The 25,703-nt window shown below is 61.3% G+C and carries 18 protein-coding genes; 5 read left to right on the top strand and 13 right to left on the bottom strand.

Going from position 1 to position 25,703, the window contains the following annotated elements; translation table 11 throughout:
• Positions 1–154: 154 nt before the first annotated feature.
• From ABV589_RS17525 to ABV589_RS17485, 9 genes are all read right to left on the bottom strand, one after another.
• Entirely contained in the window at positions 155–1,606 is a 1,452-nt protein-coding gene (locus ABV589_RS17525; RefSeq protein WP_367082754.1) for a lipopolysaccharide kinase InaA family protein, read from the bottom strand.
• Positions 1,606–2,358 (bottom strand): lipopolysaccharide kinase InaA family protein, encoded by a 753-nt coding sequence (locus ABV589_RS17520; protein WP_367082752.1) that lies wholly within the window; start codon positions 2,356–2,358, stop codon positions 1,606–1,608. Before ABV589_RS17520 ends, ABV589_RS17525 begins: the two co-directional genes overlap by 1 nt.
• Complete coding sequence (locus ABV589_RS17515) at positions 2,355–3,089, bottom strand: lipopolysaccharide kinase InaA family protein (protein WP_367082750.1); 735 nt, start codon at positions 3,087–3,089, stop codon at positions 2,355–2,357. Before ABV589_RS17515 ends, ABV589_RS17520 begins: the two co-directional genes overlap by 4 nt.
• A complete protein-coding gene (gene rfaP / locus ABV589_RS17510; protein ID WP_007967346.1) occupies positions 3,089–3,895 on the bottom strand; it encodes a lipopolysaccharide core heptose(I) kinase RfaP in 807 nt (268 codons plus the stop codon). Before rfaP ends, ABV589_RS17515 begins: the two co-directional genes overlap by 1 nt.
• Complete coding sequence (locus ABV589_RS17505) at positions 3,896–5,017, bottom strand: glycosyltransferase family 4 protein (protein WP_367082749.1); 1,122 nt, start codon at positions 5,015–5,017, stop codon at positions 3,896–3,898.
• The gene (waaC, locus tag ABV589_RS17500) at positions 5,017–6,078 is read right to left on the bottom strand and encodes a lipopolysaccharide heptosyltransferase I (protein WP_329698901.1); all 1,062 of its coding nucleotides are present in this window, start codon (positions 6,076–6,078) and stop codon (positions 5,017–5,019) included. Before waaC ends, ABV589_RS17505 begins: the two co-directional genes overlap by 1 nt.
• A 1-nt stretch (position 6,079) precedes the next feature.
• Entirely contained in the window at positions 6,080–7,114 is a 1,035-nt protein-coding gene (gene waaF / locus ABV589_RS17495; protein ID WP_367082747.1) for a lipopolysaccharide heptosyltransferase II, read from the bottom strand.
• Between the two features lie 295 nt (positions 7,115–7,409).
• Positions 7,410–10,349, bottom strand: a complete 2,940-nt coding sequence (gene glnE, locus ABV589_RS17490) for a bifunctional [glutamate--ammonia ligase]-adenylyl-L-tyrosine phosphorylase/[glutamate--ammonia-ligase] adenylyltransferase (protein ID WP_367082745.1) — start codon at positions 10,347–10,349, stop codon at positions 7,410–7,412.
• Positions 10,346–10,471, bottom strand: a complete 126-nt coding sequence (locus ABV589_RS17485) for a hypothetical protein (protein ID WP_256198919.1) — start codon at positions 10,469–10,471, stop codon at positions 10,346–10,348. The genes glnE and ABV589_RS17485 overlap by 4 nt, the downstream gene beginning before the upstream one ends.
• A 262-nt stretch (positions 10,472–10,733) precedes the next feature.
• Between ABV589_RS17485 and aceE the strand changes: the two genes are divergently transcribed.
• From aceE to msrA, 5 genes are all read left to right on the top strand, one after another.
• The gene (aceE, locus tag ABV589_RS17480; RefSeq protein ID WP_003220999.1) at positions 10,734–13,379 is read left to right on the top strand and encodes a pyruvate dehydrogenase (acetyl-transferring), homodimeric type; all 2,646 of its coding nucleotides are present in this window, start codon (positions 10,734–10,736) and stop codon (positions 13,377–13,379) included.
• An 11-nt stretch (positions 13,380–13,390) separates the two neighbouring features.
• Positions 13,391–15,358 (top strand): dihydrolipoyllysine-residue acetyltransferase, encoded by a 1,968-nt coding sequence (gene aceF, locus ABV589_RS17475; protein WP_367082742.1) that lies wholly within the window; start codon positions 13,391–13,393, stop codon positions 15,356–15,358.
• Between the two features lie 281 nt (positions 15,359–15,639).
• Positions 15,640–17,037 carry an alkaline phosphatase D family protein gene (locus ABV589_RS17470; protein WP_367082740.1) on the top strand — a complete coding sequence of 466 codons (1,398 nt, stop codon included), beginning with the start codon at positions 15,640–15,642 and terminating at the stop codon, positions 17,035–17,037.
• A 253-nt stretch (positions 17,038–17,290) separates the two neighbouring features.
• On the top strand, positions 17,291–19,987 hold the full coding sequence (locus ABV589_RS17465; RefSeq protein WP_367082739.1) for an EAL domain-containing protein: 2,697 nt from the start codon (positions 17,291–17,293) through the stop codon (positions 19,985–19,987).
• Between the two features lie 209 nt (positions 19,988–20,196).
• Positions 20,197–20,862 carry a peptide-methionine (S)-S-oxide reductase MsrA gene (msrA, locus tag ABV589_RS17460; RefSeq protein ID WP_108592094.1) on the top strand — a complete coding sequence of 222 codons (666 nt, stop codon included), beginning with the start codon at positions 20,197–20,199 and terminating at the stop codon, positions 20,860–20,862.
• 151 nt (positions 20,863–21,013) lie between these two features.
• Here msrA and rlmJ read toward each other — a convergent pair whose 3' ends face one another.
• The 4 genes from rlmJ to ABV589_RS17440 form a co-directional block, all read right to left on the bottom strand.
• A complete protein-coding gene (gene rlmJ, locus ABV589_RS17455; RefSeq protein WP_204894362.1) occupies positions 21,014–21,853 on the bottom strand; it encodes a 23S rRNA (adenine(2030)-N(6))-methyltransferase RlmJ in 840 nt (279 codons plus the stop codon).
• A gap of 314 nt (positions 21,854–22,167) precedes the next feature.
• Positions 22,168–22,488 carry a hypothetical protein gene (locus ABV589_RS17450; protein ID WP_097087106.1) on the bottom strand — a complete coding sequence of 107 codons (321 nt, stop codon included), beginning with the start codon at positions 22,486–22,488 and terminating at the stop codon, positions 22,168–22,170.
• Between the two features lie 331 nt (positions 22,489–22,819).
• Positions 22,820–23,524 carry a DUF4123 domain-containing protein gene (locus ABV589_RS17445; protein WP_367082738.1) on the bottom strand — a complete coding sequence of 235 codons (705 nt, stop codon included), beginning with the start codon at positions 23,522–23,524 and terminating at the stop codon, positions 22,820–22,822.
• Positions 23,514–25,529 (bottom strand): type VI secretion system tip protein VgrG, encoded by a 2,016-nt coding sequence (locus ABV589_RS17440; protein WP_367082736.1) that lies wholly within the window; start codon positions 25,527–25,529, stop codon positions 23,514–23,516. Before ABV589_RS17440 ends, ABV589_RS17445 begins: the two co-directional genes overlap by 11 nt.
• Positions 25,530–25,703: the final 174 nt, after the last annotated feature.

Here is a 25,703-nt window from a genome sequence, read left to right as displayed (position 1 = left end):
ATGGCTTCTGGAGAAGCTGTAGGACAAGTCAGTGGAGTTTGTCCGCTATTGCTCAACGGGAGTTTCTTGGGGCTTGAACGCCCTATCGCGAGCAGGCTCACTCCTACAAGGGAATGCATTTCCATGTGGGAGCCAGCCTGCTGGCGAAGGCGGCTCAGGCCGCGCTGGAGACGTCCTTGGGCAACCGCTGATCGATCACCTGATACAGCGCGCTGCTCTCGGGCCAGTTGCGCATGAACCGCGCCCGATCCCGCGCATAGGCCGGTGCGAAACTTCCGACAGAGCCGTGCTGACACATCGAATCCAGGTCGATCAACGCCCAGCGATCTTCCTGCCAGAACAGGTTATGCCCCTTGAAGTCGCCATGGCTGATGCGCTCGGCAATCAATCGTGCGAACAGTTGATCCAGCGCCTGCAACTCGGATTCCGGCGCCGCACCGCTTTCCACGTACGGCGCGAAGCGCTCAATGATGTCCGGCCCCGGCAGGAACTCGGTCACCAGATAGGCACGACTGCGCAGCCACAGGAAGCGTTTTTCCAGCACCGCCAGCGGTTTCGGCGTGGCGATGCCGAGGAACGCCAGGCGATTGCCTTCACGCCACGAATGCCAGGCGCGGCTCGGGCGCCAGAAGCGCTTGAGCCAGTGCGCAAAGCCTTTGATGTTGTAGCGCTTGATCACCAGTGTGCGCCCGGCCACTTCGACTTTGCCGACGCTCGCCGCGCCGCCGGTCTTGTACAGATGGCCCTGATCGAGCAGCGCATCGGCCTGATCCAGTACCGGGAGCATCGCCGCTTCTTCCTCGCGACGGATCGCCCGCAAGCCAAACGCACCGCGCTGCACACTGAACAACGTGCACTCGCGGCCCACCTTGATCAGGTAATCCTTCAGGCGCCAGGCGCGGACCTTGGCGATCTGCTTCTGCAACGCTTCCAGCGGCAACGCGTGCTCGCTGTTGCTCAGCAGGTAATACACCAGCAATTCTTCGGTGAACGGCTCCAGTGACTTGGGCAACTGGGCGAAAAACACCCCGAGGTTTTCCAGCACTTTCTGCCGTGACAACGGCTGGCCAGCGGTCTCGGCGCAGATCCCGGCGCCATCGATCAGGTACAGCTGACCGCCCTGGCGCAGCAGGTTGTCCAGGTGCAGATCTTCCTGCCACAGGCCTTTGCCATGCAGTTGACCGATCGCACCCAGCGCCTCGGCGAGCACCGCCGATTGCTCGTCCGCCAGCACCGGCAGTGATTCGACTTTCTGCCAGGCATCACCGAGGCTTTCAGCACCTTCGAGGAACTCGAACAGCAGCCAGCCGCCCTCGCCATCCTTCAGGCCATCAGCCAACAACAGCGGCGTGGTCAGACCTTGTTCGGCGAGCAACTTGACGCCCGCCAGTTCGCGCTGAAAATGCCGCGCCGCCTTGCTGCCCACCAGCAATTTGGCCAGCACCGGCCGCCCGCGCCAGACCCCGGCACCGACATAGCGCTGCCCCGGCAGCACCCGCAGCAAGCTCAACAACTGCAAATCCGCAGGACCGGCCGCGTCGGCCAGGCTGATCGTCAGCGGCAGACTCGGCGTACGTCCGGCGTTTTTCAGCTCCGACAAGCGCATCAACGGGTCTCCTTGCGACTGCGCCGTGCAGTCAGGCGCGTCACCCAGCTGTCGACCAGCGAACTATCGACTGGCTGATCGAGATAGGCCGCGAGCAACTCACGCAATTGCGCCTCGCTCCATTCCGGCGCGCGCCGCAGCAGCGGCTCCAGATCCTTGACCCGGTCGCGCATGCCGAACAGCAGGGGCCGGGTCTTTTCCAGGTCGATCAACTGCGCCTTATACGCGTCGCCATCAGCCTGCAAAAAGATGTGTTTCGGATAAAAGCAGCCGTGTACCTGACGCACGCCGTGCAGCTGGCGCGCCAGCTGTCCACAAGCCTTGAGAATGGCCGAGTGCTGCGCGGCGGTCAGCTCGGACCAGCGCTGCAGCAGCGAGTCGAGATCATCCCAGCCGTCGAGGGCACGGGTCAGCAGGATCGCCTGCACATCGCCCTTGACCTTGCGCTCACCGAAGAAAGCCGCCTGTAGCGCCGGAATCCCCAGCTTGTTGTAGCGGCTGATGTTACGAAACTCACGGGCGAAACTCGGCTCGCCAAACGGCGCATGCAGGGTGCGGGTCAGGTAGTTGCTCTGGCGCTTGAGGTAGTAGGCCTGCCCTTCCAGCTCCAGGCGAAACACGCTGCTCCAGCCACCGCCATCGGTGTTCGGTTCGTCCACGGCTTCGAGCTGTTTGGCCCAGAGCGCATCGAAAGTGCCGAGGCCATGGCGCTCAAGCAGCGCCCGGTCTTCAGCGGCCAGAAAATCAGTCATTCGCGTCCCTCGAAAAATCTCACTACGTGGCGAATCCGTTGCTTGTCGGCGGCATTCAGCCGATCACGTCCGCGGTATTGCAGGTAGAAGCGCAGGCGCTGGGTATTCGACAGGTGATATTTGGCCACCTTGTCGAGACAGGCCAGATCCTTGGTGATCCGGTATTTGAGCCAGAAGCCGCGCCAGAAATCGCCGTTCGGGCAGTCGATCAGAAACAGCTGCGCCTGATCGTCGATCAGCAGGTTGCGCCACTTCAGATCGTTATGGGTAAAGCGGTGATCGTGCATGGTTCGGGTGTAGCCGGCCAGTTGCCGGCTGATGCCATCGACCCACAGGCGATCCTTGAGTTTCGGATCGTTGCGTTCGGCCAGCGCCGACAGGTCTTCGGTGCGCGGCAGCTCGCGGGTGATCATGGCGCCACGGGCATAGGCCGCGCCACGTCGCTCCAGACCCCAGGCCACCACTTCGGCGGTGGGAATGCCCCATTTGGCGAAGCGTTTGAGGTTCTGCCACTCCATCTTCACCCGGGGCTTGCCCAGGTAACGACGCAAGCCTTTCCCGGCGCCGACGTAGCGTTTGACGTAGTAATTCACGCCGTGGCGCTGCACGCGGATGACTTCGGACAGCGGATCACGGGTCAGACGTTCGCCCTGCAGGGCAAACACCGCTTCGAGGCTGCCGAAATCTTCGGCCAGTTCGCTGTATTGCGGTTCAAGCGTCCAACCCGCCATCAGAGCGCATCCCCGTAACGCTGTTTGCGCGCATAAAGCTTGTTGGCCTTGCCTTCGAGCCAGCTCAGCAACGGCGCTTCTTCGGCGAGGATCTGCCGTAGCGGCTGCTGGAAGTAGCCCTTGAGGAAACGCAGCTTGTCGCGTCGGGTCAGACCGATGTCCAGCGCCGAGAAATACAGCGCGGCCAGGTCCTTGTTGCGCCAGCGTTGAGTGATCCGAGGACGGGTCTGGGCGCGGTGCAGGTCGATCACCGAGAGTTTGAAATCGCCCGGGGTGATCGGCTTGTCGGTGTGCAGCAGGAAGTGGCAGATGTAGCAGTCGCGGTGGTTGACCCCGGCGCGGTGCATCATGCCGGTCATGCGCGCGACTTCAGCGATCAGCGCGTGCTTGAGTTTCGGCTGCGGCGGGTTCTTGACCCAATCGATGCTGAAATCTTCGAGGCTGATGGTCGGCGCCAGCTCTTCGGTGACGATGAACGAATGCTGATCCGCCGGGTTGCTGCCCTTCTCGCCGTAAGCCACGGCGGTCATGGTCGGCACGCCGACTTCCTGCAGACGCTGGATTGCCTTCCACTCCTGTCCTGCGCCGAGCACCGGCAGCTTGGCAGTCAGCAGGTTCTTGAAGATCTCGCCCCAGCCGATGCCACGGTGGATCTTGACGAAAAATCCGTTGCCGTCGACTTCCGTGCGCAGCGTGCGTCGAGCTTCCAGCTCGCGATAGACCTCGCCCTGCAAGCCTTCGACTTCGGCGAACGGGTCGCGCCCGGCCCAAAGGCTTTTGAACGGTTCAGCCAGCATCAACTTCATTTAAGCGTGCTCCGCCAGAATCACATCGGCCGCGTGCTGCGGCATGCTGTAGAGGTCGGCCGTCTCGGCGAAGGCCAGACCATTGCGGCTCCAGGCCGCGCGTGCAGCGTCGTCATTCAACATGTCAGTCAGGTATTGCGTCAGTTGCGCCTGATCGAACGGTTCGTCCAGCACACGCCCGGCGTCCGCCTCGGCAATGTAATGGGCATAACCGCAGACCGCGCTGACCAGCACCGGCAACCCGGCGACCAGCGCTTCGAGCAGCACGGTGCCGGTGTTTTCGTTGTACGCCGGGTGGATCAGCAGATCGGCGCCGAGCAGGAAACGCGGGATATCGCTGCGGCCCTTGAGGAACGTCACGTTGTCGCCCAGGCCCAAAGTGGCACTCTGCATCTGGAACAATTTGGGGTCATCCTGGCCGATTACAAACAGCCGGGTGCGTTTCTTCAGCTCGGCGGGCAGTGCGGCCAGCGCCTTGAGGCTGCGATCGACGCCCTTGGTCTTGAACCCGGAGCCGATCTGCACCAGCAGCAGTTCGTCGTCCTTGAGGTTGAATTCGGCGCGGAAACCGGCGCGAATCTGGTCGGCATCCGCCGGCCGCCGACGATCCTGAGCAATGCCCGGCGGCAGCAGGTGGAAACGCTCAAGCGGCGTGCCGTAGTGCTTGATGAACAGCGGCTGCTGCACTTCGGAAATCATCAGCACTTCGGTTTTCGCGTCCTTGGCGAACACCGCGCGCTCGTATTCGGCGAAGTGCCGGTAGCGGCCCCAGCGGCGGTACAGCGAATGGCGCAGGTTCTGCGCCTTGTCTTCAAAGCAGCCGTCGGCAGCGTAATAGACGTCCAGCCCCGGCATCTTGTTGAAGCCGATCAGGCGATCCACCGGGCGCTTAGCCAGATCCGCTTCCATCCACGCGCTGAGTTTTTCGTTGCGCCGATGGTTGAAGAACGCCTTGACCGGCGCCACCAGCACTTCGAAACCGGGCGGCACGTCGCCTTCCCAGATCAGGGTGTAGACGCGAATCTGATGGCCGCGCTTCTGGCATTCGAGGGCGATACGCATGAAGTCGCGCTGCAAGCCGCCGAACGGGAAGTATTTGTACAGGACAAAAGCCAATTGCATCAGCGCAGCTCCTCAGCCATTAACAACGTGCTCAGACGGCTGGCGACACGCTCGGGGTTTACACGCGTGAAGCACAGAGGCTGCTCGCGTTTCAGGTCAAACTGACGGGCATCCTGCGCGGTCGGTTGATACGTACATTTCTTTTGCAGGCACGGGGCGCAGGGGAAATCACTGGCCATGTGAATCTGCACCTTGCCGTAGGCGCCGGTCAGGCCCGGATTGGTCGGGCCGAACAGGGAAATCGTCGGCACATCCAGCGCGGCGGCCAGATGACCGAGACCGGTGTCCACCGCGACGCAAGCCTGGGCACCGGCCAACACTTTGCCGACCCCGGCCAGATTCAGCTTCGGCAGCACTTCGGCGTGCTTGAAGCCAGCAGCGATACGCTCGGCGCGCGCCTTCTCCAGCGGGTTGCCCCACGGCAGTTTGACCCCGACGCCCAGATAGCCGACCCGCTCGGTCAGCTCGCGCCAGTAGGCTTCCGGCCAGTGCTTGGTGTCCCACGTGGTGCCGTGCAGGAACACCACGAACGCACTCTTGCGCGGCAATTCCACCAGACGCTCGACGTTGAGGCCGTAGTCGCCCAGCCCTTTGGGCAGGTCATAACCAAGGGCGATGGCGAACAACTGACGCACTCGCTCCACCGCATGCTGCCCACGGGCCACCGCCAGTTTGCGGTCGTAGAACCGCGCGGCGATCGGCTCACGCGCCGAGCCTTTGTCGAGGCCGGCCACCGGGGCTTTGACGTAGCGTGTCAGCCAGGCGCTTTTCAGCAGGCCCTGGGCGTCGATCACCAGGTCATATTTGTTCGCCCGAACGGACTGCTTGAAGCGCTTCCACTCGCCGCTCTTGATCGTCTGCCAGAGGTTCTTGCGCCAGCGGCGGATCGCCACCGGAATCACCTTGCCGACGGCCGGGTGCCAGGTCGGAATCTCGGCGAAGCCTTCTTCCACCACCCAGTCGAACTTGATTCCGGGAATGGCCCGGGCCGCGTCGGTCAGCGCCGGCAACGCGTGAATCACGTCGCCCAGCGATGAAGTCTTGATCAGCAATACCCGCAACTTAATGAACCTCGACCACAGTGCCCTGCAGTTTCTGCAAGGCATCGTTGACCGCGTCCGGCATCAGCTGGCGCAGGCAGTTGTAATGGCCGAACCGGCAGGTACGGTCGAAGCACGGGCTGCAATCCAGACCCAGCCGAACGATTTCCACATGCTCGGCCAGCGGCGGGGTGAAGCCCGGCGACGTCGAGCCGTAGACCGCCACCAGCGGACGGTTCAGCGCCGCCGCGACGTGCATCAGGCCGGAGTCGTTAGACACCACCGAATCGGCACAGGACAGCAGGTCGATGGCCTCGGCCAGCGAGGTACCGCCGCTGAGGTTGACCGATTCTTCACGCAGGCCGGGAATCAGCCGTGCACGAATGTCTTCGCCCACCGCGTGATCGTTCTTCGAGCCGAACAGCCACACCTGCCAGCCTTCGCGAATCCGCGCTTCAGCGACCTTGGCGTAATGCTCGGACGGCCAGCGTTTGGATTCGCCGAACTCGGCGCCGGGGCACAGGGCCAACACCGGGCGGTCGAGGGTCAGGCCGAACTTGGCCAGCGCCGCTTCGCGGGTCACCGGATCGATTTGCAGGCTCGGGCGCGGATAAGGTTGCGGCAGCTCGGCGTTCGGCTCGTAAGCCAGCGCCATGAAGCGCTCGATCATCAGCGGATAACGTTCCTTATCCAGCGTGCGCACGTCATTGAGCAGACCGTAGCGGAATTCGCCACGCCAGCCGGTGCGCTGCTTGATGCCGGCGAAAAACGGCACCAGCGCCGACTTCAGTGAGTTCGGCAGCAGGATCGCCTGATCGTACTGGCCGGCCAGGGACTTGCCGATTCGCCGACGTGTCGCCAGCTCCAGCGCGCCATGGCCGAGCGGAAAGCTCAAGGCCTTGCGCACTTCGGGCATGCGCTCAAGGATCGGCCGGCTCCACTCGGGGGCCAGCACGTCGATTTCGCATTGCGGGTGGCGCTGTTTGAGACACTGAAACAGTGTCTGCGCCATCACCATGTCACCGACCCAACTGGGCCCAACGATCAGAATATTCATGTGGTTTCCATAAACGAACCGGGGAGGCCAATGCCTCCCCGCCTCGAGAATCCAGCACCCACCAGCACTGGCTGGAGGGTCATTTGGACGAGCCGGTAAGGACTCGTCAGATCAATTCGTACATTCAGCATAAACCTCTGTGGCGAGGGAGCTTGCTCCCGCTGGGCTGCGTAGCAGCCCCCAAACGTCACATCACTTTATACCTGACACACCGCGCCGCCTGACTGACGACTGCTTCGCAGCCGAGCGGGAGCAAGCTCCCTCGCCACAAGGGCTAGCCTCCATGCTCGATGAATCAGCTTAGCCCCAACTCTTTCCAGATCCGCAATACCTGCCGGCGCTCCTCGACAAACTGGTCGCCTGCAATCACCCCGGCGTCCTTCTGCAAGGCCTGCCGGTGAGCGGCGGAGCGGTAGGCTTTATAGGCCTCGCGCAACAGGCTGGCGTCTTCGGCAGGCATCAGCCCTTCGTGTTCCAGCTCTTCCAGAATGCGGATGTTATCGGTCCAGCGCAGCAATGGCGGGTGGCTGTGCGACCACGCCAGGGCCGCGTATTGCACCATAAATTCAATATCGACGATACCTCCGGCGTCCTGCTTGAGGTCGAACGGCGCCGTGGCCTCGAAGGCATTTGCCGCGGTACCGGCCGCCGTGCTCTTGCTGCCGAGGTTATCGCGCATCTTGGCGCGCATCTCGCTGACTTCCTGCTGCAGCTTCGCCAGATCCCGCGCCTTGCCCAAAACCTGCGCGCGGACTTTTTCGAACGCCTGGCCGACATCCTGACTGCCGACCAGCACTCGCGCCCGCACCAGGGCCTGATGCTCCCACGTCCAGGCTTCATTTTCCTGATAGCGCTCGAAAGCACCGAGCGAGCTGACCAACAACCCTGACGCACCAGACGGCCGCAGGCGCATGTCCACTTCGTACAACTGGCCGGAGTTGGTCTGCGCCGTCAGCAAGTGAATGATCCGCTGCCCCAACCGGGTGAAGAACTGCGCGCCATCGATCGGCTTCGGCCCGTCGGTTTCCGCCTGCGGATCGCCGTCATGGATGAACACCAGGTCGAGGTCCGAACCATGCCCCAGTTCCAGCCCGCCGACTTTGCCATAACCGACAATGATGAAGCCGGGATCGCACAAGCTGCCGTCAGTGCGCAGCGGCGTGCCGTACTTGGCCACCGTCTGACGCCAGGCCAGCGCCAGCACTTGCTCGAGAATCGCTTCGGCGAGCCAGGTCAGGTAATCGCTGACTTTCATCAACGGCAGGCTGCCGGCGATTTCCGAGGCGGCAACGCGCAAGCGGTGCGCCAGTTTGAAATGCCGCAGCGCTTCCATCTGTTGTTCGAGGTCGTCTTCGGGAATTCGCGTAAGGCGCTCGCGCAGCTCGGCGGCCAGCTCCGGCGCCAAGGGTGGCTTGAACAGCCGGCCTTCATTGAGCAACTCGTCGAGCAGCAGCGGGAAACGGGTGATCTGTTCGGCAATCCACGGACTGGCCGCACACAGCGTCAGCAAGCGCCGCAGGGCGCCGGGGTTTTCCGTCAGCAACACTAAATAAGCCGAACGTCGGGCCACGGCTTCGACCAGCGGCAGCACCCGCTCCAGCACCAGATCCGGGTTGTCATGCTCAACCGCCTGCGCCAGCAGGCGCGGAATAAACGCATCGAGACGCTCGCGACCCAGCCGCTGCATCGCGCGCAACTGCGGGCTGCCACGCAAACTCGCCAGTGCTTTCAGGGCCTTGGTCGCATCGGCAAAGCCACCCTCTTCGAGCTGTCGGCAAGCAGCCTCTTCGTCCTGCTCCTCTTCCCACAGCGGCAACCACTCACCGCCCACCACCACTTCACAGCCGGCGCCCTCTTCTTCATCGGGATCGGCAATTACCTGCGCGAAGTGCCAGGCCACCCGGCCGCGCCAGAACATCAGTTTTTCGTGGAAGGCGTCCCAATCGGCGAAACCGAGCATGAACGCGATCCGTGCCTGATCCTGAGCGCTGTCCGGCAACATCTGGGTCTGGCGATCGGCAATCGCCTGGATCGCGTGCTCGGTGTAACGCAGGAATTCGTAACCTTCGCGCAGCTCGCTGATCACCGCCGGTGGCAGGTAGCCCTGGCCTTCCAGCGTGCTCAGCACCTTTAATAGAGGACGCTGTTGCAGGCTGAGGTCGCGCCCGCCGTGGATCAACTGGAAGGCCTGGGCGATGAACTCGACCTCGCGGATACCGCCGGAGCCGAGTTTGATGTTGTCGGCCATGCCCTTGCGCCGTACTTCCTGCTGGATCAGTTGCTTCATGGTGCGCAGCGCTTCGATCGCCGAGAAGTCCAGATAACGCCGGTAAACGAACGGGCGCAGCATGTCGAGCAACTGCGCGCCGGCCGCTTGATCGCCGGCCACCACCCGCGCCTTGATCATCGCGTAGCGTTCCCAGTCGCGGCCCTGATCCTGGTAATACTGCTCCAGTGCATTGAAGCTCAGCACCAGCGCGCCGGACGAACCGTACGGGCGCAGGCGCATGTCGACGCGGAACACGAAGCCGTCGACGGTCATCGGGTCGAGGGCCTTGATCAGGCGCTGACCGAGACGAATGAAGAATTCCTGATTATCCAGCGCGCGTTTCACGCCGACGGTTTCGCCGCCCTCGGGGTAGGCGAAGATCAGGTCGATGTCCGAAGACAGGTTCAGCTCGACCGCGCCGAGCTTGCCCATGCCGAGAATGACCATCTGCTGCGGCAAACCGCTGCGCCGGCCGGTCGGCGTGCCGAATTGCTGGCAATGGCGGCTGTACAGCCATTGGTAGGCCTGGTCGATGGTGGCGTCGGCCATGTCGGAAAGGTCGCGGCAGGTCTGCACCAGATCGGCCTGACGGTTGAGGTCACGCCAGATGATCCGCACTTGATGGCGGGCGCGCTGGCGGCGCAGGACGCGACTGAGTTCGTCTTCGCTTTGCGCGGTGTTCACGGCGGCGGCAATCTGCGCGCACAATTCACCCGGTGCGAACGGCCGGTCGAGCTCACCGGACTGCACCAGAGACAGCAACATCAAAGGGTCACGAACGCTCTGTTCAATGACGAAATCGCTGGCGGCACTGACGCGGGCGAATTGCGCCCAGCGTTCCGGCGTCCAGTTGGAGAAGCCGAGATCGTCTTCCAGCGCGGCGACGGCCGTACGGAACGACTGCTCGGATCGAGTGACCAACGGCAAGAGAATGGCGGGGAGTTCGGCAAGCACGGGCAGGGTCATGGTCTATCCTTGATCGGCGTGTAAATGGCCGCTTGTAGTGTTTGATGAAAACCCGCTACGCGAAGGACTGTCGAACAAAAGTTAGAAATAGCTGAAATTTCTTCTTCTTTGGCATCCAGCATCAAACTTTCACCTTTTTCGGATGGTAATCGACCAACCTTAACGATTATTCTCACAACGCAGTCGGAGGCCACAAGCCTTTCCTCTGTAGTTTTACTACTCGTCTATACAGGCGAAAGGCTGAAATGCTCAAAGATTTGTAGTAAAACTACACGCCGCCGGAACAACCTGTCGGCAATCCAAGAATTTTAAATCGTCTGCCCACAAGGCCAGTCGCAAACTCAGGCAACCGATTCTGGAAGCCTTTCCGCCCTGGAGCAAGCCATGCAAGACCTCGATCCCGTCGAAACCCAGGAATGGCTGGACGCCCTGGAATCGGTTCTCGACAAAGAAGGCGAAGACCGTGCTCACTATCTGATGACCCGTATGGGTGAACTGGCGACCCGCAGCGGTTCGCAGCTCCCTTACGCCATCACCACGCCTTACCGCAACACCATCCCGGTAACCCACGAAGCACGCATGCCTGGCGACCTGTTCATGGAACGCCGCATTCGCTCGCTGGTGCGCTGGAACGCGATGGCCATGGTAATGCGTACGAACCTGAAAGATTCTGACCTGGGTGGTCACATCTCCAGCTTCGCTTCCAGCGCGACCCTGTATGACATCGGCTTCAACTACTTCTTCCAGGCCCCGACCGACGAACACGGCGGCGACCTGATCTACTTCCAGGGCCACACCTCGCCAGGCGTTTACGCCCGCGCGTTCATGGAAGGCCGCATCACCGAAGACCAGATGAACAACTTCCGCCAGGAAGTCGACGGTCAGGGCCTGTCGTCCTACCCGCACCCTTGGCTGATGCCTGACTTCTGGCAGTTCCCGACTGTATCCATGGGTCTGGGTCCGATCCAGGCGATCTACCAAGCACGTTTCATGAAGTACCTGGAACACCGCGGTTTCATCCAGCCGGGCAAACAGAAAGTCTGGTGCTTCCTGGGCGACGGCGAGTGCGACGAGCCGGAATCCCTGGGCGCGATCTCCCTGGCCGGCCGCGAGAAGCTGGACAACCTGATCTTCGTCATCAACTGCAACCTGCAGCGCCTCGACGGCCCGGTTCGCGGCAACGGCAAGATCATCCAGGAACTCGAAGGCGTGTTCCGCGGTGCACAGTGGAACGTGACCAAAGTCATCTGGGGCCGTTTCTGGGACCCACTGCTGGCCAAAGACGTCGACGGCATCCTGCAACGTCGCATGGACGAAGTCATCGACGGCGAGTATCAGAACTACAAAGCCAAAGACGGCGCGTTCGTTCGTGAGCACTTCTTCAACACGCCTGAACTCAAGGCGATGGTTGCCGATCTGTCCGACGACGAGATCTGGAAACTCAACCGTGGCGGCCACGACCCGTACAAGGTCTATGCGGCGTACCACGAAGCGGTCAACCACAAAGAACAACCAACCGTCATCCTGGCCAAGACCATCAAGGGTTATGGCACCGGTGCCGGCGAAGCGAAAAACACGGCGCACAACACCAAGAAAGTCGACGTCGACAGCCTGAAGTTGTTCCGCGATCGTTTCGACATCCCGGTCAAGGACGAAGAGCTGGAGAACCTGCCGTTCTTCAAGCCAGAGCCAAACAGCGCCGAAGCCCGCTACCTGAGCGAGCGTCGTGCAGCCCTGGGCGGTTTCGTACCGCAGCGCCGCGCGCAGAGCTTCAGCGTACCGACCCCGGACCTGGACACCCTCAAGGCCATCCTCGATGGTTCGGGCGACCGTGAAATTTCCACCACCATGGCCTTCGTGCGGATCCTCGCGCAACTGGTCAAGGACAAGGAAATCGGCCCGCGCATCGTGCCGATCATCCCGGACGAAGCCCGTACCTTCGGTATGGAAGGCATGTTCCGTCAGCTGGGCATCTACTCCTCCGTCGGCCAGCTCTACGAGCCAGTCGATAAAGACCAGGTGATGTTCTACAAGGAAGACCAGAAAGGTCAGATCCTTGAAGAAGGCATCAACGAAGCAGGCGCCATGAGCTCCTTCATCGCTGCCGGTACTTCGTATTCCAGCCACAACCAGCCGATGCTGCCGTTCTACATCTTCTACTCGATGTTCGGCTTCCAGCGTATCGGTGACCTGGCCTGGGCCGCTGGCGACAGCCGTACCCGTGGCTTCCTGATCGGCGGCACCGCCGGCCGTACCACCCTGAACGGCGAAGGCCTGCAGCACGAAGACGGTCACAGCCACCTGCTGGCCGCGACCATCCCGAACTGCCGCACCTACGATCCGACCTACGGCTACGAGCTGGCGGTGATCATTCAGGACGGCATGAAGAAGATGACCGAAGAACAACAGGACATCTTCTACTACATCACCGTGATGAACGAGTCGTACCAGCAGCCAGCCATGCCGGCCGGTGCCGAAGAAGGCATCAAGAAAGGCATGTACCTGCTCGAAGAAGACACCCGCGATGCAGCGCACCATGTACAGCTGATGGGCTCCGGCACCATCCTGCGTGAAGTGCGTGAAGCGGCGAAGATCCTGCGTGAAGAGTTCAACATCGGCGCTGACGTATGGAGCGTCACCAGCTTCAACGAACTGCGTCGCGACGGCCTGGCCGTAGAGCGCAGCAACCGTCTCAAGCCTGGCCAGAAGCCCAAGCAGAGCTATGTTGAAGAGTGCCTGAGCGGCCGTAAGGGGCCGGTCATTGCCTCTACCGACTACATGAAGCTGTTCGCCGAGCAGATCCGTCAGTGGGTACCGTCCAAGGAATTCAAAGTCCTGGGCACCGACGGTTTCGGCCGCAGCGACAGCCGCAAGAAACTGCGTCATTTCTTCGAAGTCGACCGTCATTTCGTGGTGTTGGCAGCCCTGGAAGCACTGGCTGACCGTGGTGATATCGAACCTAAAGTGGTGGCCGAGGCCATCGTCAAGTTCGGCATCGACCCGGAAAAACGCAACCCACTGGACTGCTGAGGAGACATTTTGTGAGCGAACTCATTCGCGTACCTGACATCGGCAGCGGTGAAGGTGAAGTAATTGAACTGTTTGTGAAGGTCGGCGACCGTATCGAAGCCGACCAGAGCATCCTGACCCTGGAATCGGACAAGGCCAGCATGGAAGTGCCGGCCCCGAAAGCCGGCGTCATCAAGAGCCTGAAAGTCAAGCTGGGCGACCGCCTGAAAGAAGGCGACGAACTGCTCGAGCTGGAAGTCGAGGGCGCCGCGCAAGCGGCTCCTGCGCCTGCCGCTGCACCGGCGGCAAAAGCTGAAGCCAAACCGGCTGCCGCGCCTGCTGCCGCTGCTCCTGCGCCAGCCGCTGCCCCTGCTGCCGCTTCGGTGCAGCAAGTGCACGTGCCGGACATCGGTTCCTCGGGCAAGGCGCAGATCATCGAGATCCAGGTCAAGGTCGGCGACACCGTCGAGGCTGATCAATCTTTGATCACCCTCGAATCCGACAAGGCCAGCATGGAAATCCCGTCGCCTGCCGCGGGCGTGGTCAAGGCCATCAGCGTCAAGCTCAACGACGAAGTCGGCACTGGCGACCTGATTCTGGACCTGGAAGTGGCGGGTGCTGCGGCCCCTGCTGCGGCCGCTCCGGCTCAGGCTGCTGCGCCAGCCGCTGCCGCTGCGCCTGCTCCTGCGGCAGCCCCGGCTGCTCCAGTGGCTGACAGCGTTCAGGACATCCACGTTCCGGACATCGGTTCGGCCGGCAAGGCCAAGATCATCGAAGTCCTGGTCAAGGCTGGTGACAGCGTTGAAGCCGACCAGTCGCTGATCACCTTGGAATCCGACAAGGCGAGCATGGAAATTCCATCGCCTGCCGCTGGCGTGGTGGAAAGCATTTCCATCAAGCTGGACGACGAAGTCGGTACCGGCGACCTGATCCTCAAGCTGAAAGTCAAAGGCGCGGCCCCCGCTGCTGCCCCGGCTCCAGCCGCTGCTGCTGCACCAAGCGCTCCGGCACCGGCCGCTGCTGCTCCGGCTGCCGCTGCACCTGCTGCTACCGCTCCAGTTGCTGCTCCGGCCAAGCCTGGCGCGAAAGTTCACGCCGGCCCTGCCGTGCGTCAACTGGCCCGCGAATTCGGCGTCGAGCTGAGCGCTGTTGGCGCCAGCGGTCCGCACGGTCGCATCCTCAAGGAAGACGTGCAGGTTTACGTCAAGGCGATGATGCAGAAGGCCAAGGAAGCGCCGGCTGCTGGCGGCGCAACCGGTGGCGCGGGCATCCCGCCGATCCCGGTCGTGGACTTCAGCCGCTTCGGTGAAATCGAAGAAGTGCCGATGACCCGTCTGATGCAGGTCGGCGCTGCCAACCTGCACCGCAGCTGGCTGAACGTGCCGCACGTGACGCAATTCGACTCGGCGGACATCACCGAGCTGGAAGCCTTCCGTGTTGCGCAGAAGGCCGTCGCCGAGAAGGCCGGCGTCAAGCTGACCATCCTGCCACTGCTGCTCAAGACCTGCGCGCACCTGCTCAAGGAACTGCCGGACTTCAACAGTTCGCTGGCGCCAAGCGGCAAGGCGATCATTCGCAAGAAGTACGTCAACATCGGTTTCGCGGTCGACACTCCGGATGGCCTGCTGGTCCCGGTGATCAAGAACGTCGACCAGAAGAGCCTGCTGCAACTGGCTGCAGAAGCGGCTTCGCTGGCTGAAAAAGCCCGCACCAAGAAGCTCTCTTCGGACGAGATGCAAGGCGCCTGCTTCACCATTTCCAGCCTCGGCCACATTGGCGGCACCGGCTTCACGCCGATCGTCAACGCGCCGGAAGTGGCGATCCTCGGTGTTTCCAAGGCAACCATCCAGCCAGTCTGGGACGGCAAAGCCTTCCAGCCGAAACTGATGCTGCCACTGTCGCTGTCCTACGATCACCGCGTGATCAACGGCGCTGCTGCTGCACGCTTCACCCAGCGTCTGGGCAGCCTGCTGGGCGACATCCGCACCATCCTGCTGTAAAGCGTTCGGCCCTCCGGCAACGGAGGGCCGATTGCGTTCCACGTTTTCGAGCGCCACACGCTCGTACCTCAACCCCGTCAGTTTGACGGGGCTTTTTTTTGCCCGCAGAAAAGTTACAACACTTTTATTCCTACAACGTCGGTCTACTTAAGCCACGAGTCCAGTCCACTTTGTGCCGATATTTTTTATCCACCGACAACTAACCTTGGCGCCACAAGTTAAACGAACAACTTGTTTAAAACCAACCGTCATTCAAGTAATCAATTCGAATGGATTCGAACATGTTAAAACCAACTGTCGGCCCGATTATTGGCCATGTAACAACTAATCATGCACGCATCTTCATGCGCGGCGACTCGCAAAACAATGCCACGGTATTTGCCGGCCTGCGTTATCGAAAACCGGGCAGCACACAATGGTCAAGGGGCCGTTTTGCCCGTTTGAGTGCATTACGCGATCTCTGCCACGTCTTTTCTTTGAATGACCTGGACAGTCATTGTGAGTACGAATACCAGACGGGCTGGTTCAGTCCCATGAGCCCGGTGCATACCGTCGAAAGCATCGCCGAATTGCCTTTGCAATGGCCGCGCGAGATCTACCGCTTTCGCACCCGTGCCAGCGACGCCGTGCAGCCACGCGCTTACATCATCGGCTCCTGTCGCTACCTGCGCATGACCGCCGGCATTGCTTCCCTGCCCCAATTTGGCGACCGCATATTCGCCTCGATCAATCAGTTGATCGAAGGCGCCGAGCCGCCGATCAGCGCTACCCTGATGACCGGAGACCAGATCTATGTCGACGACCTCAACCTGATTGCCCCGGATCGCGAATACCAGGACATCCTCGATAAATATCGCGCGGCGTTCTCGCAACCGAATATTCAGCGACTGATGTCCGGCACTTCGACTTACATGATCCTCGACGATCACGAAATTGAAGACAACTGGCCGGCTAACGCCAGCAAGTCCGATCATGAGTTATATCGCAATGCAATGGCGGCGTATGAGGTATATCAAGCCAGTCATAGTCCGGCGCATGAACTAGCCGTTGATGGCGAGATTAATCATTCGAAACTGGCGCATTACTGGTATCAGTTCAGCGATGGCGATATTGAATGGTTTGTCACTGATAGCCGTACTCGGCGCAACCTGGCTGCTGATGATCGACGCATCCTGGACAGCGAGCAGGAACAGGCCTTGGTCGCCTGGCTGAGCACCAGCAAAGCACGGGTCAAATTCGTGGTCACCAGCGTGATGTTTTACCCGGATCGCAAACTGCACGGCGACGATGCGTGGAAAGCCTTCCCGGAGCAGCGCCTGCGCCTGCTGGAAACCATCCGCACCCAGCGGATCAGGAATGTGGTGTTTGTCTCGGGCGATGTGCATGGCTCGCTGACCTCGCGCCTGACCCACAGCGAAGACCCGGATTTCGAAGTCCACACCATCGTTTCCTCGCCGCTGTGCAACAGCAAGCTGTTGCCCTATGCCAAGGCGTCGACGTTCATCCTCGATCAACCGCTCGCGCGCACGGCCGCGGGCGATTATCAACATGAGTTGACCAGTGCGGTGGTCAGCGAGGACAACTTCGCGCATGTGGTGGTTGAGACTGATCAGATTTTGGTCAATTACCATGATCGGGATGGCAAGCAGCTGCAATCGATCAGCCTGAAATTACGTTGAAATCTTAAAAGATCGCAGCCTGCGGCAGCTCCTACATCGGTATGCATCCCCTGTAGGAGCTGCCGTAGGCTGCGATCTTTTGCTCTTTTCAATCACCCACTGGAGAAATGCCCCGAGCAGCCGACATATTCTTATAGCACTTGGCCTTCATCACTCTTGTCAGTCGGTGCCGCAATGATGCAACCTTGCCGCAGGCAACAGTAAAGAGGGCGAGAGCCCGGCGCGTTCAGCATATTTCCAAGCGAGTTCCTTCATGAAGAGCCAACCCGATGCCGCCAGCCGTATGGCGGCCGAGGTAGTGACGCAGTTGCCTGTGCCCTCGCGGCTCGGCATGCTGCGTTTCGAGCGCTTGAATGAAGCCAGCTGGGCGATGCTGTTTCTTGACCCCAACTGCGAACGCCAGTTCGGCCAGCCGGCCGTCGAGCTCTGTGCGCTGGTCGGCTCGCCCTACGCCAGTCTGATGGAACCTGAAGCGCGCTATCAGTTGCACGACACCATCCAGCAACAACTGCGCGACAGCCCGCATTATCTGGTGCGCTACACCCTGCACACCGCCGCCGGCGTGCTGAGCATCCTCGAACTCGGCGAAGCCTACAAACAGCACAATCGGCACCTGTTGCGCGGCTACCTGCTGGCAGTCGATGACGTGTTCGACGAAGCCCCCGCGCTGCCGTCCGTCGACCTCGAAACCCAGAATTCGCGCCTGCAGATCGCCCTCGAACTGAACCAGCGCGCCCAGCAGGAACAACTGCAGCACCTCGATCGGGTGCGCGCCCAGCAGGATCTGATTCTGCTGCTGGCCCGCCAGCGCTACAGCAGCCACAACTCGTTGCAAGAAGCTGCCGAACTGATCACCCGCTGCGCCTGCGATATCTATGAAATCGACTGCGCCAGCCTGTGGAACCTCGAAGGCAATCTGCTGGTACCGATTTCGGCGTATCACCGCGCGACCCAGGAATACATCCTGCCCGAGGTGATCGACATCAGCGGCTTCCCCGACTACATGGAAGCGCTGCACGGCAGCCGCGCCATCGACGCGCATAATGCGATGCGCGACCCGCGAACCCGCGAGATGGCCGAAGCCCTGCGCCCGCGCGACGTCAACGCCATGCTCGACGCCAGTATCCGCGTCGACGGCCAGGTGGTCGGCGTGCTCTGCCTGGAGCAGACCGGCGTCACCCGCGCCTGGCAGTCCGACGAAATCGCCTTTGCCGGTGAGCTAGCCGACCAGTTCGCCCAGGTCATCAACAACCACAACCGGCGCACCGCCACCAGCGCCCTGCACCTGTTCCAGCGTGCGGTGGAGCAAAGTGCCAACGCCTTTCTGCTGGTCAATTGCGACGGCGTGGTCGAGTACGTCAACCCGAGTTTCACCGCGATCACCCAGTACTCCACCGAGGAAGTCCACGGCCAGCGTCTGTCGGAACTGCCGGCCCTGGAGAACCTCAGCGAGCTGCTGTTCGACGCGCCCTCGGCGCTGGCCAAGAGCAACAGCTGGCAGGGCGAATTCAAGAGCCGTCGGAAAAACCTCGAACCGTACTGGGGCCAGTTGTCGATCTCCAAGGTGTATGGCGACAACCGCGAGCTGACGCACTACATCGGCATCTACGAAGACATCACCCAGACCAAACTGGCGCAGCAGCGCATCGAACGTCTGGCGTACACCGATAACCTGACCAACCTCGGCAACCGCCCGGCGTTTATCCGCAATCTGGACGAACGCTTCGCCCGCGACAGCGATACGCCGATCAGCCTGCTGCTGGTGGACATCGACAACTTCAAGCGGATCAACGACAGCCTCGGTCACCAGACCGGCGACAAACTGCTGATCAGCCTGGCCCGGCGTCTGCGCAACAGTCTGAGCCCGAGCGGCAGCCTCGCGCGCTTCGCCAGTAATGAATTTGCGGTGCTGCTCGACGACACCGACCTCGCCACCGGCCAGCAGATCGCCAACCAACTGCTGGCAACCCTCGACAAACCGATGTTCGTCGACAACCAACTGATCAGCGTCACCGGCTCCGTAGGCCTGGCTTGCGCGCCGCTGCACGGCCGCGATCCGCAGACTCTGATGCGCAACGCCGGGCTGGCCCTGCACAAGGCCAAGGCCAACGGCAAACATCAGGTGCAAGTCTTCACCGAAGCACTCAACGCCGAGGCCAGCTACAAGCTGTTCGTCGAGAACAACCTGCGCCGCGCCCTGACCCAGAACGAGCTGGACGTGTTCTACCAGCCCAAGCTGTGCCTGCGCAGCGGGCGCCTGCTGGGCATGGAAGCGCTGCTGCGCTGGAACCACCCGGAGCGCGGCATGATCCGCCCGGACCAGTTCATCAGCGTCGCCGAAGAAACCGGCCTGATCATCCCGATCGGCAAGTGGATTGCGCGCCAGGCCTGCCGCATGAGCAAGGCGCTGACCGCCGCCGGTCTGGGCAATCTGCAGGTGGCGATCAATCTTTCGCCGAAGCAGTTCTCCGACCCGGATCTGGTCGCGTCCATCGCCAACATCCTCAAGGAAGAAGCGCTGCCGGCCAATCTGCTCGAACTGGAGCTGACCGAAGGACTGCTGCTGGAAGCCACCGAAGACACCCACTTGCAGCTCGACCAGCTCAAGCGCCTGGGCCTGACCCTGGCCATGGACGATTTCGGTACCGGTTATTCGTCGCTCAGCTACCTGAAGAAATTCCCGATCGACATCATCAAGATCGATCGAAGCTTCATCCACGAAATCCCCGACAACCAGGACGACATGGAAATCACCTCCGCGGTGATCGCCATGGCCCACAACCTGAAACTCAAAGTCGTGGCCGAAGGCATCGAGACCGCCGAGCAACTGGCGTTCCTGCGTCGCCACCGCTGCGACGTCGGCCAGGGCTACCTGTTCGACCGGCCGATCCCCGGCGCCGAGCTGATCCAGGCGCTCAAGCGCTACCCGCGCGGGCCGCTCTGCCTTTAAAACACCGCTGATTCCTTGTAGGAGTGAGCCTGCTCGCGATAGCGGTATTTCAGTAACAAATAAGTTGATTGACCTACCGCTATCGCGAGCAGGCTCACTCCTACAGTGGGGGCGAGTACCCGCACATTTTGGGTAGTGATTAAACGGGCATCATTGGGCACACTGGCGGTCTGACTTTTTACATCCCATCCTGACTGAGAGGAACGATCATGGTTCTGCGCTCGGAAATTCTGGTGAACAAAAACGTGCTACCGACCAAAGATCAAGCTCTGCCCGGCCGCGAAACCGCGATGACCCTGCCTGAGAAGCACTTCGTCTTCGAAGAAACCCCATTGCTCGGCCCGTTCTTCCAGGACGTCGACTTCGCCATTTTCGGTCTGGGTTGCTTCTGGGGCGCTGAACGCCGCTTCTGGCAGCGCGAAGGCGTGGTCAGCACGGTGGTCGGCTACGCCGGCGGCTACACGCCGAACCCGACCTACGAAGAAGTCTGCTCGGGCCTGACCGGCCACGCTGAAGTGGTTTTGGTGGTGTACGACAAGGCCAAGGTCAGCTATGAAGAGCTGCTGGCGATGTTCTGGGAACTGCACAACCCGACACAGGGCATGCGCCAGGGCAATGACATCGGCACCCAGTACCGTTCGGTGATCTACGCCACCTCGCCAGAGCAACTGGACGCGGCGCTCAAGAGCAAGGCGGTGTATCAGGCTGAACTGTCGAAGGCGGGTCTGGGCGACATCAGCACCGAGATCGAGCAGGCGCCGACCGTGTACTTCGCTGAGGCGTATCACCAGCAGTATCTGGCGAAGAACCCTGAGGGTTATTGCGGGATTGGCGGCACCGGTGTGTGCATGCCAGCGAGTCTGGCGGGTAACTGACTTAAAACTGTGGCGAGGGAGCTTGCTCCCGCTGGGGTGCGAAGCGCCCCCAAAACTGGTGAACGCGTTCTTCAGGAAGAACCGGCTCTCCGATTTTACGACTGCTGCGCAGCCGAGCGGGAGCAAGCTCCCTCGCCACAAGTTCTGCGACTCAGCTCTCGGCAATCAACCAATCCATCTGCCACCCACCCTGAGTCTGCCCAAGCTTCTTCGACAACCACGGCAGCAGTTCACGCAATTCTTCCTCCAGCCCCCACGGCGGATTGGCAATCGCCATCCCGGAGCCGTTCAAGCTGTTCGGCGTATCCAGCGGATGCACCAGCAGCTCCACGCGCAACAACTTCGGCGCGCCGGTACCGGCCAGATCCTGATAGAACCGGCGCAACGCACGCTGATCCTTCACCGGGTACCAGATCGCCGCCACGGTTTGACGCATGCGGCCAATCGCTTCTTTCAGCGACGCCGCACACTTTTGCATCTCATCAAGCTGCTCGAACGGCGGATCAATCAGCATCACCGCGCGTTTCTCCTGCACCGGCAACATCGCCCGCGCCACATGCCAGCCCTCGCCCAGATGCACCTTGACCCGACGGTCGCCGGCCATGTTGTCCTTGAGCAGCACGCCGTCTTGCGGGTGCTTCTCGTTGAGCATCACCCGGTCCTGCGGCCGGGTCAGACGCCGCGCCAACTCCGGCGAACCCGGGTAGTAGCGCAACTGGCCATCCGGGTTCATCTCGTGCAGCACCTTCATGTAGTCGGCAGTCAGCGCCGGCAGATCCGGCTGATCCCACAACCGCGCGATGCCCTCCAGGTACTCGCCGGTACGGTTGGCCTGATCGCCCTGCAGGTCATACAGACCGATACCGGCGTGCGTGTCGAGATAGGCAAACGGCTGCTCCTTGCGCGACATCAGGGCGATGAGGCGGGTCAAGGTCAGGTGTTTGAACACATCGGCGTGATTGCCGGCATGGAAGGCGTGACGATAATTCATGGCTGCTCCTGCGAAGGGCGCAAAGTTTACCTTTTACCGGGCGGCAAGTCAGGGGTTGGCGGCCGAGCGGGCCTCAGCAGCAAAGATCGCAGCCTTCGGCAGCTCCTACACGGGATTGGCGTACACCCTGTAGGAGCTGCCGAAGGCTGCGATCTTTTGCCCTTGCCTTGTGGCGATGGGATTCATCCCCGATGGGCTGCGAAGCGGCCCCAGCACCTCAATCCGCCATTTCATCTGACACCGCGACAACCGGGTTGCGGCTGCTACGCAGCCGAGCGGGAGCAAGCTCCCTCGCCACAAAAACGCTCTCAGGCTTAAAGGGACAGGTTGCCGAGGCGCTTGCCGATGACATCCAGCACATCGCAGCCGTCACGCAGCGGAATGGCGCAGAGCATGGCGAAGTCGCTGAGGATGATCGAGTCGCATTCGACCGAGCCGCGCATGCACATGTTTTCCAGCACCTGAATCACGGCGCGGATGCGGTGGTTGGCGGCGTCCATGAGGATGTCGAGGGGGACTTGGGTGTCGATGAACAGGGTGGGCATGTCGCTGCAATTGCCGGTCAGGGCCATGAAGCGGTTGTCGGGATGGGGGATGATTTTCTCGTAGGGTGGGTCGGGTTTAAGCATCGTCATATTTGAGCATTCTCGAAGTTCTAAATTGAGACTGCCATCGACCTTCCTACGGGTTTGGGTGGCAGCCATGCGCGGGAGTAGGAACTGAGGAACTTCAAATCAGCCACGTCGAAACGTGTCCCGCACACAGCCGCCATGAAAGGCGTTGTGGACACTAGTCAAGTGTCGCAACCAATCAACGGTACTGATGCACATTTGAAGTTCGGGTTCCTACACCCTGCCACCACTCTCGCAGTGACAACGAAAAGACTATCCCCGCAATCCACCGCCCACCAGTTCATGAAATCCGCCGCAACTCGCGGGAAATTTCCGAAGCCTTCGCCCGGAAATTTCACTCCGCTTCGTCCTGCAAATACGCCAATAACGCCGATTGCGACGATTCTTCCGACGCTGAAACCTGAAAAAACTGCCGAACCTTGCAGCGCAACACAGCCTCGGGAAACGCCTCGTTCAGCGCCGGATGCTCCTCGCTCAGCCACTGCAGCGCATTGCCGATCCGGACTGCATTCCCTGCTGAAGCCAGTACCGACTCAGGCACCTTCCACCAGGGAAACACCCGCCCCGAAACCTGCGCCCTGCCCCCGATATCCACGGCCTGTCCATTGATCAAGCCGCGCGAGATCACCGGTATCAACTGCGCAGATTGCACTTCGTCGGACTGCAGGATCGGCAACAAAAACCGTCCATCCCAAAACCGGAAAAACACCGCTGTGCCGTCCGGCATCAGCACTTGAGTCAGGCTGCGAAAGTGCTCGACCAGCACTTCAAGGCTCGCGGAAGACACTGCCAGCCAACCCCAGTCGCGAGACTCGGTAGAGGCCACCCAATCGAGAAGCTCACTGCCCGCCGCGACAATTCCCACGAAGGGCATCACCGCGTCCCACTCGGCGTAGATCGTGTCCGCCCAGATCGGGCTCGGTGCAACCAACGGAGGCCTGGCGTCGCTGGCATTACTGAAAATCGCGAACAGTTGCTCCGCAGGTTTCAGCGGCTCACGCGCCAGCCACGCTGAAGGCGTCAGGCACTCAGGCCGCACAGACACCGTCCTTGCAACGCTCACACTCTTCGCAGAATGGCGCATCACCTTTGAAGCTCATGATTTGTGCTGCGGTGAGCATGGCCGCCGGTGCCGCTGCAAGTTTCGCCGGCAATCCCGGCACACTCGGTGCCGCGCTCATCGCGGCCATCGGCGCACCACCGAGCTGAATCGGTACGCTGCTGAAGATCCCGCCGGGGCCGATGTTGATCCACTGCCCGCCGGCCTGAATGGTCGCGCTCGCGCCGCCGTCGATCACCACTTGCTGGCCGGCACTGAGGTGAATTTGCGCGCTGGCGCTGGTCGCCTGACTGCTCACCCGAATATGCCGGTCACCTGCAACCGTCAGGTGATCGTCCTGCTTCACTTCGGTCTGGCGCTGGCCGTGGGTGATGCGCTGTTCGTCAGCCTTCAACTCATGTCTCGCCAGGCCCGTGACGACGACGCTGCGCTGGTTGTCGACCTGCAGTTGTTGGTCGTGCAGCACATGCTGGGTCCAGTTGCGTTGGGCACGCAGGTAGATTTCCTCGGCGCCTTTCTTGTCCTCGATGCGCAGTTCGTTGTAACCGCCGCCACCGGGGCTGCTCTGGCTGCGCCAGATGCTGCGGGTCTTGTCCGCCGGCAGGTCCAGCGGCACCGGGGTCGATGCATTGGGCAGGCAGCCCATCACCAGCGGTTTGTCGGCATCGGCGTCGATGAAACCGACCAGCACCTCCATGCCGACCCGCGGGATCAACACACTGCCGTAATGGTCATGCGCCCAACCGGTGGCGACACGCAGCCAGCAGCTGGAATGCTCGTTGAGTTCGCCGTCACGGTCCCAGGCCAGTTGCACCTTGACCCGGCCATATTCGTCGCAGTGGATTTCCGTGTCTTGCGGCCCGGTGACGACGGCAGGTTGATAGCCGAGCATCCGTGGTTTTTCCGGGCCGAGGGCCGGGCGGAAGAATATGTCCCACGGCGTGGCGAGAAAGGTATTACGGTAACCCTGGAAGCCTTCACCATCACTGGTGACCGATTCCTCCAGCACTTGCGGCTGTCGCCCACGGTGTTCGATGGCGGTGAGCAGCCACAGGTCATTCCAGTCCTTGCGCGGATGCTCGGTCAGTTGCAGGAAATGTCCGCAAACCAGTGCGGATACGTCGCTGATGCCCTCAGCCTGACGGTAGTCGGCAACATGTCGCTCAAGCGCGCGCTGCGCCAGGTGCTTGCCGGTCTCCCGGTCGTTGAACTGGCCGGGAAAGTGATAATCCTCGAGCACCGGACGTTGCTCGCTTTCGCTGCGGTTTTGCAGTTGCAGGCGCGGCTTTTCAAAGTTGTAGTCACACCGGGTGACCACGCTGGTGCGGGTTTCCACCCGGACATTGAAGCGCTGGATGGCCGGCGCCGCAGACGCCATGCCGCTGCCCGGCAAGTACAGCGTCGGTTCGGCCAGGCGCGGGAACACCGTCTGATCGTCGCCGAACACCAGCACATGCCCGGCGGGACTGTGCTGAAAGTGGTAATGAATGCCGACCTCGGCACACAGGCGCTGAATGAACGCCAGATCACTCTCGGCGTACTGCACGCAATATTCACGCACCGGGTAATCACTGCCGAGGCGAAACTCGAAGGCATCACGCAGGATCGCGTGGTCCTTGAGGATCCTTGCAACGATCTGCGGAACCGTCTGATGCTGAAAAATCCGCTGATTGATGCGATGCCCGAGGTAGGTCAGACGCGGCACCAGACTCAGGTGATAGCGCGTCAGACGTTTCCCGGAATCGCCCTGCCCGACCCGATAAATCTGACCATGGACGCCGGAACCATCGGCATCAAAACTCAGAAACGCCTGACGGTGCAACAGGCTTTCGAGATCCAGATCGGGCCGTTCACTGACCAGTTCCAGCTCGAAACGAAAGGGTTGGCTGATGGCTTCCTTGCCCGTGAACTCAAGGACCTTGAGGTCAGTTTGGGCGCCTTCGAGGGTCAACGTGAAACGCGGTTGATTGGCAGGCGCGAACATCCGGTGTGTCTCTGCAGATTGAGGGCGGGCGATTCTGCATGAGGGGCAAGGGATGTTGGGTGGGTGACAGAAAAATCAGATTTGCCCTACTTTTGCTGTCGAAAGCCCCTTCAGAAATCGACGTTTTCGACTACAGACACATCTCTGAAACTCATTGCTGAACCTGTGGGAGCT

This window comes from Pseudomonas sp. HOU2 (assembly GCF_040729435.1).
In the GTDB taxonomy this organism is placed as follows: Bacteria; Pseudomonadota; Gammaproteobacteria; order Pseudomonadales; family Pseudomonadaceae; genus Aquipseudomonas.
The sequence above is the reverse complement of the archived record's forward strand: the minus strand, read 5'-3'. Positions and strand labels throughout refer to the sequence as shown.

Coding starts and splice junctions, on each gene's coding strand:
- ABV589_RS17525 (WP_367082754.1), bottom strand. CDS start 1,606: ATGCGCTTGTCGGAGCTGAAAAACGCCGGACGTACGCCGAGTCTGCCG.
- ABV589_RS17520 (WP_367082752.1), bottom strand. CDS start 2,358: ATGACTGATTTTCTGGCCGCTGAAGACCGGGCGCTGCTTGAGCGCCAT.
- ABV589_RS17515 (WP_367082750.1), bottom strand. CDS start 3,089: ATGGCGGGTTGGACGCTTGAACCGCAATACAGCGAACTGGCCGAAGAT.
- rfaP (WP_007967346.1), bottom strand. CDS start 3,895: ATGAAGTTGATGCTGGCTGAACCGTTCAAAAGCCTTTGGGCCGGGCGC.
- ABV589_RS17505 (WP_367082749.1), bottom strand. CDS start 5,017: ATGCAATTGGCTTTTGTCCTGTACAAATACTTCCCGTTCGGCGGCTTG.
- waaF (WP_367082747.1), bottom strand. CDS start 7,114: ATGAATATTCTGATCGTTGGGCCCAGTTGGGTCGGTGACATGGTGATG.
- glnE (WP_367082745.1), bottom strand. CDS start 10,349: ATGACCCTGCCCGTGCTTGCCGAACTCCCCGCCATTCTCTTGCCGTTG.
- ABV589_RS17485 (WP_256198919.1), bottom strand. CDS start 10,471: ATGCTGGATGCCAAAGAAGAAGAAATTTCAGCTATTTCTAACTTTTGT.
- aceE (WP_003220999.1), top strand. CDS start 10,734: ATGCAAGACCTCGATCCCGTCGAAACCCAGGAATGGCTGGACGCCCTG.
- ABV589_RS17470 (WP_367082740.1), top strand. CDS start 15,640: ATGTTAAAACCAACTGTCGGCCCGATTATTGGCCATGTAACAACTAAT.
- ABV589_RS17465 (WP_367082739.1), top strand. CDS start 17,291: ATGAAGAGCCAACCCGATGCCGCCAGCCGTATGGCGGCCGAGGTAGTG.
- msrA (WP_108592094.1), top strand. CDS start 20,197: ATGGTTCTGCGCTCGGAAATTCTGGTGAACAAAAACGTGCTACCGACC.
- rlmJ (WP_204894362.1), bottom strand. CDS start 21,853: ATGAATTATCGTCACGCCTTCCATGCCGGCAATCACGCCGATGTGTTC.
- ABV589_RS17450 (WP_097087106.1), bottom strand. CDS start 22,488: ATGACGATGCTTAAACCCGACCCACCCTACGAGAAAATCATCCCCCAT.
- ABV589_RS17440 (WP_367082736.1), bottom strand. CDS start 25,529: ATGTTCGCGCCTGCCAATCAACCGCGTTTCACGTTGACCCTCGAAGGC.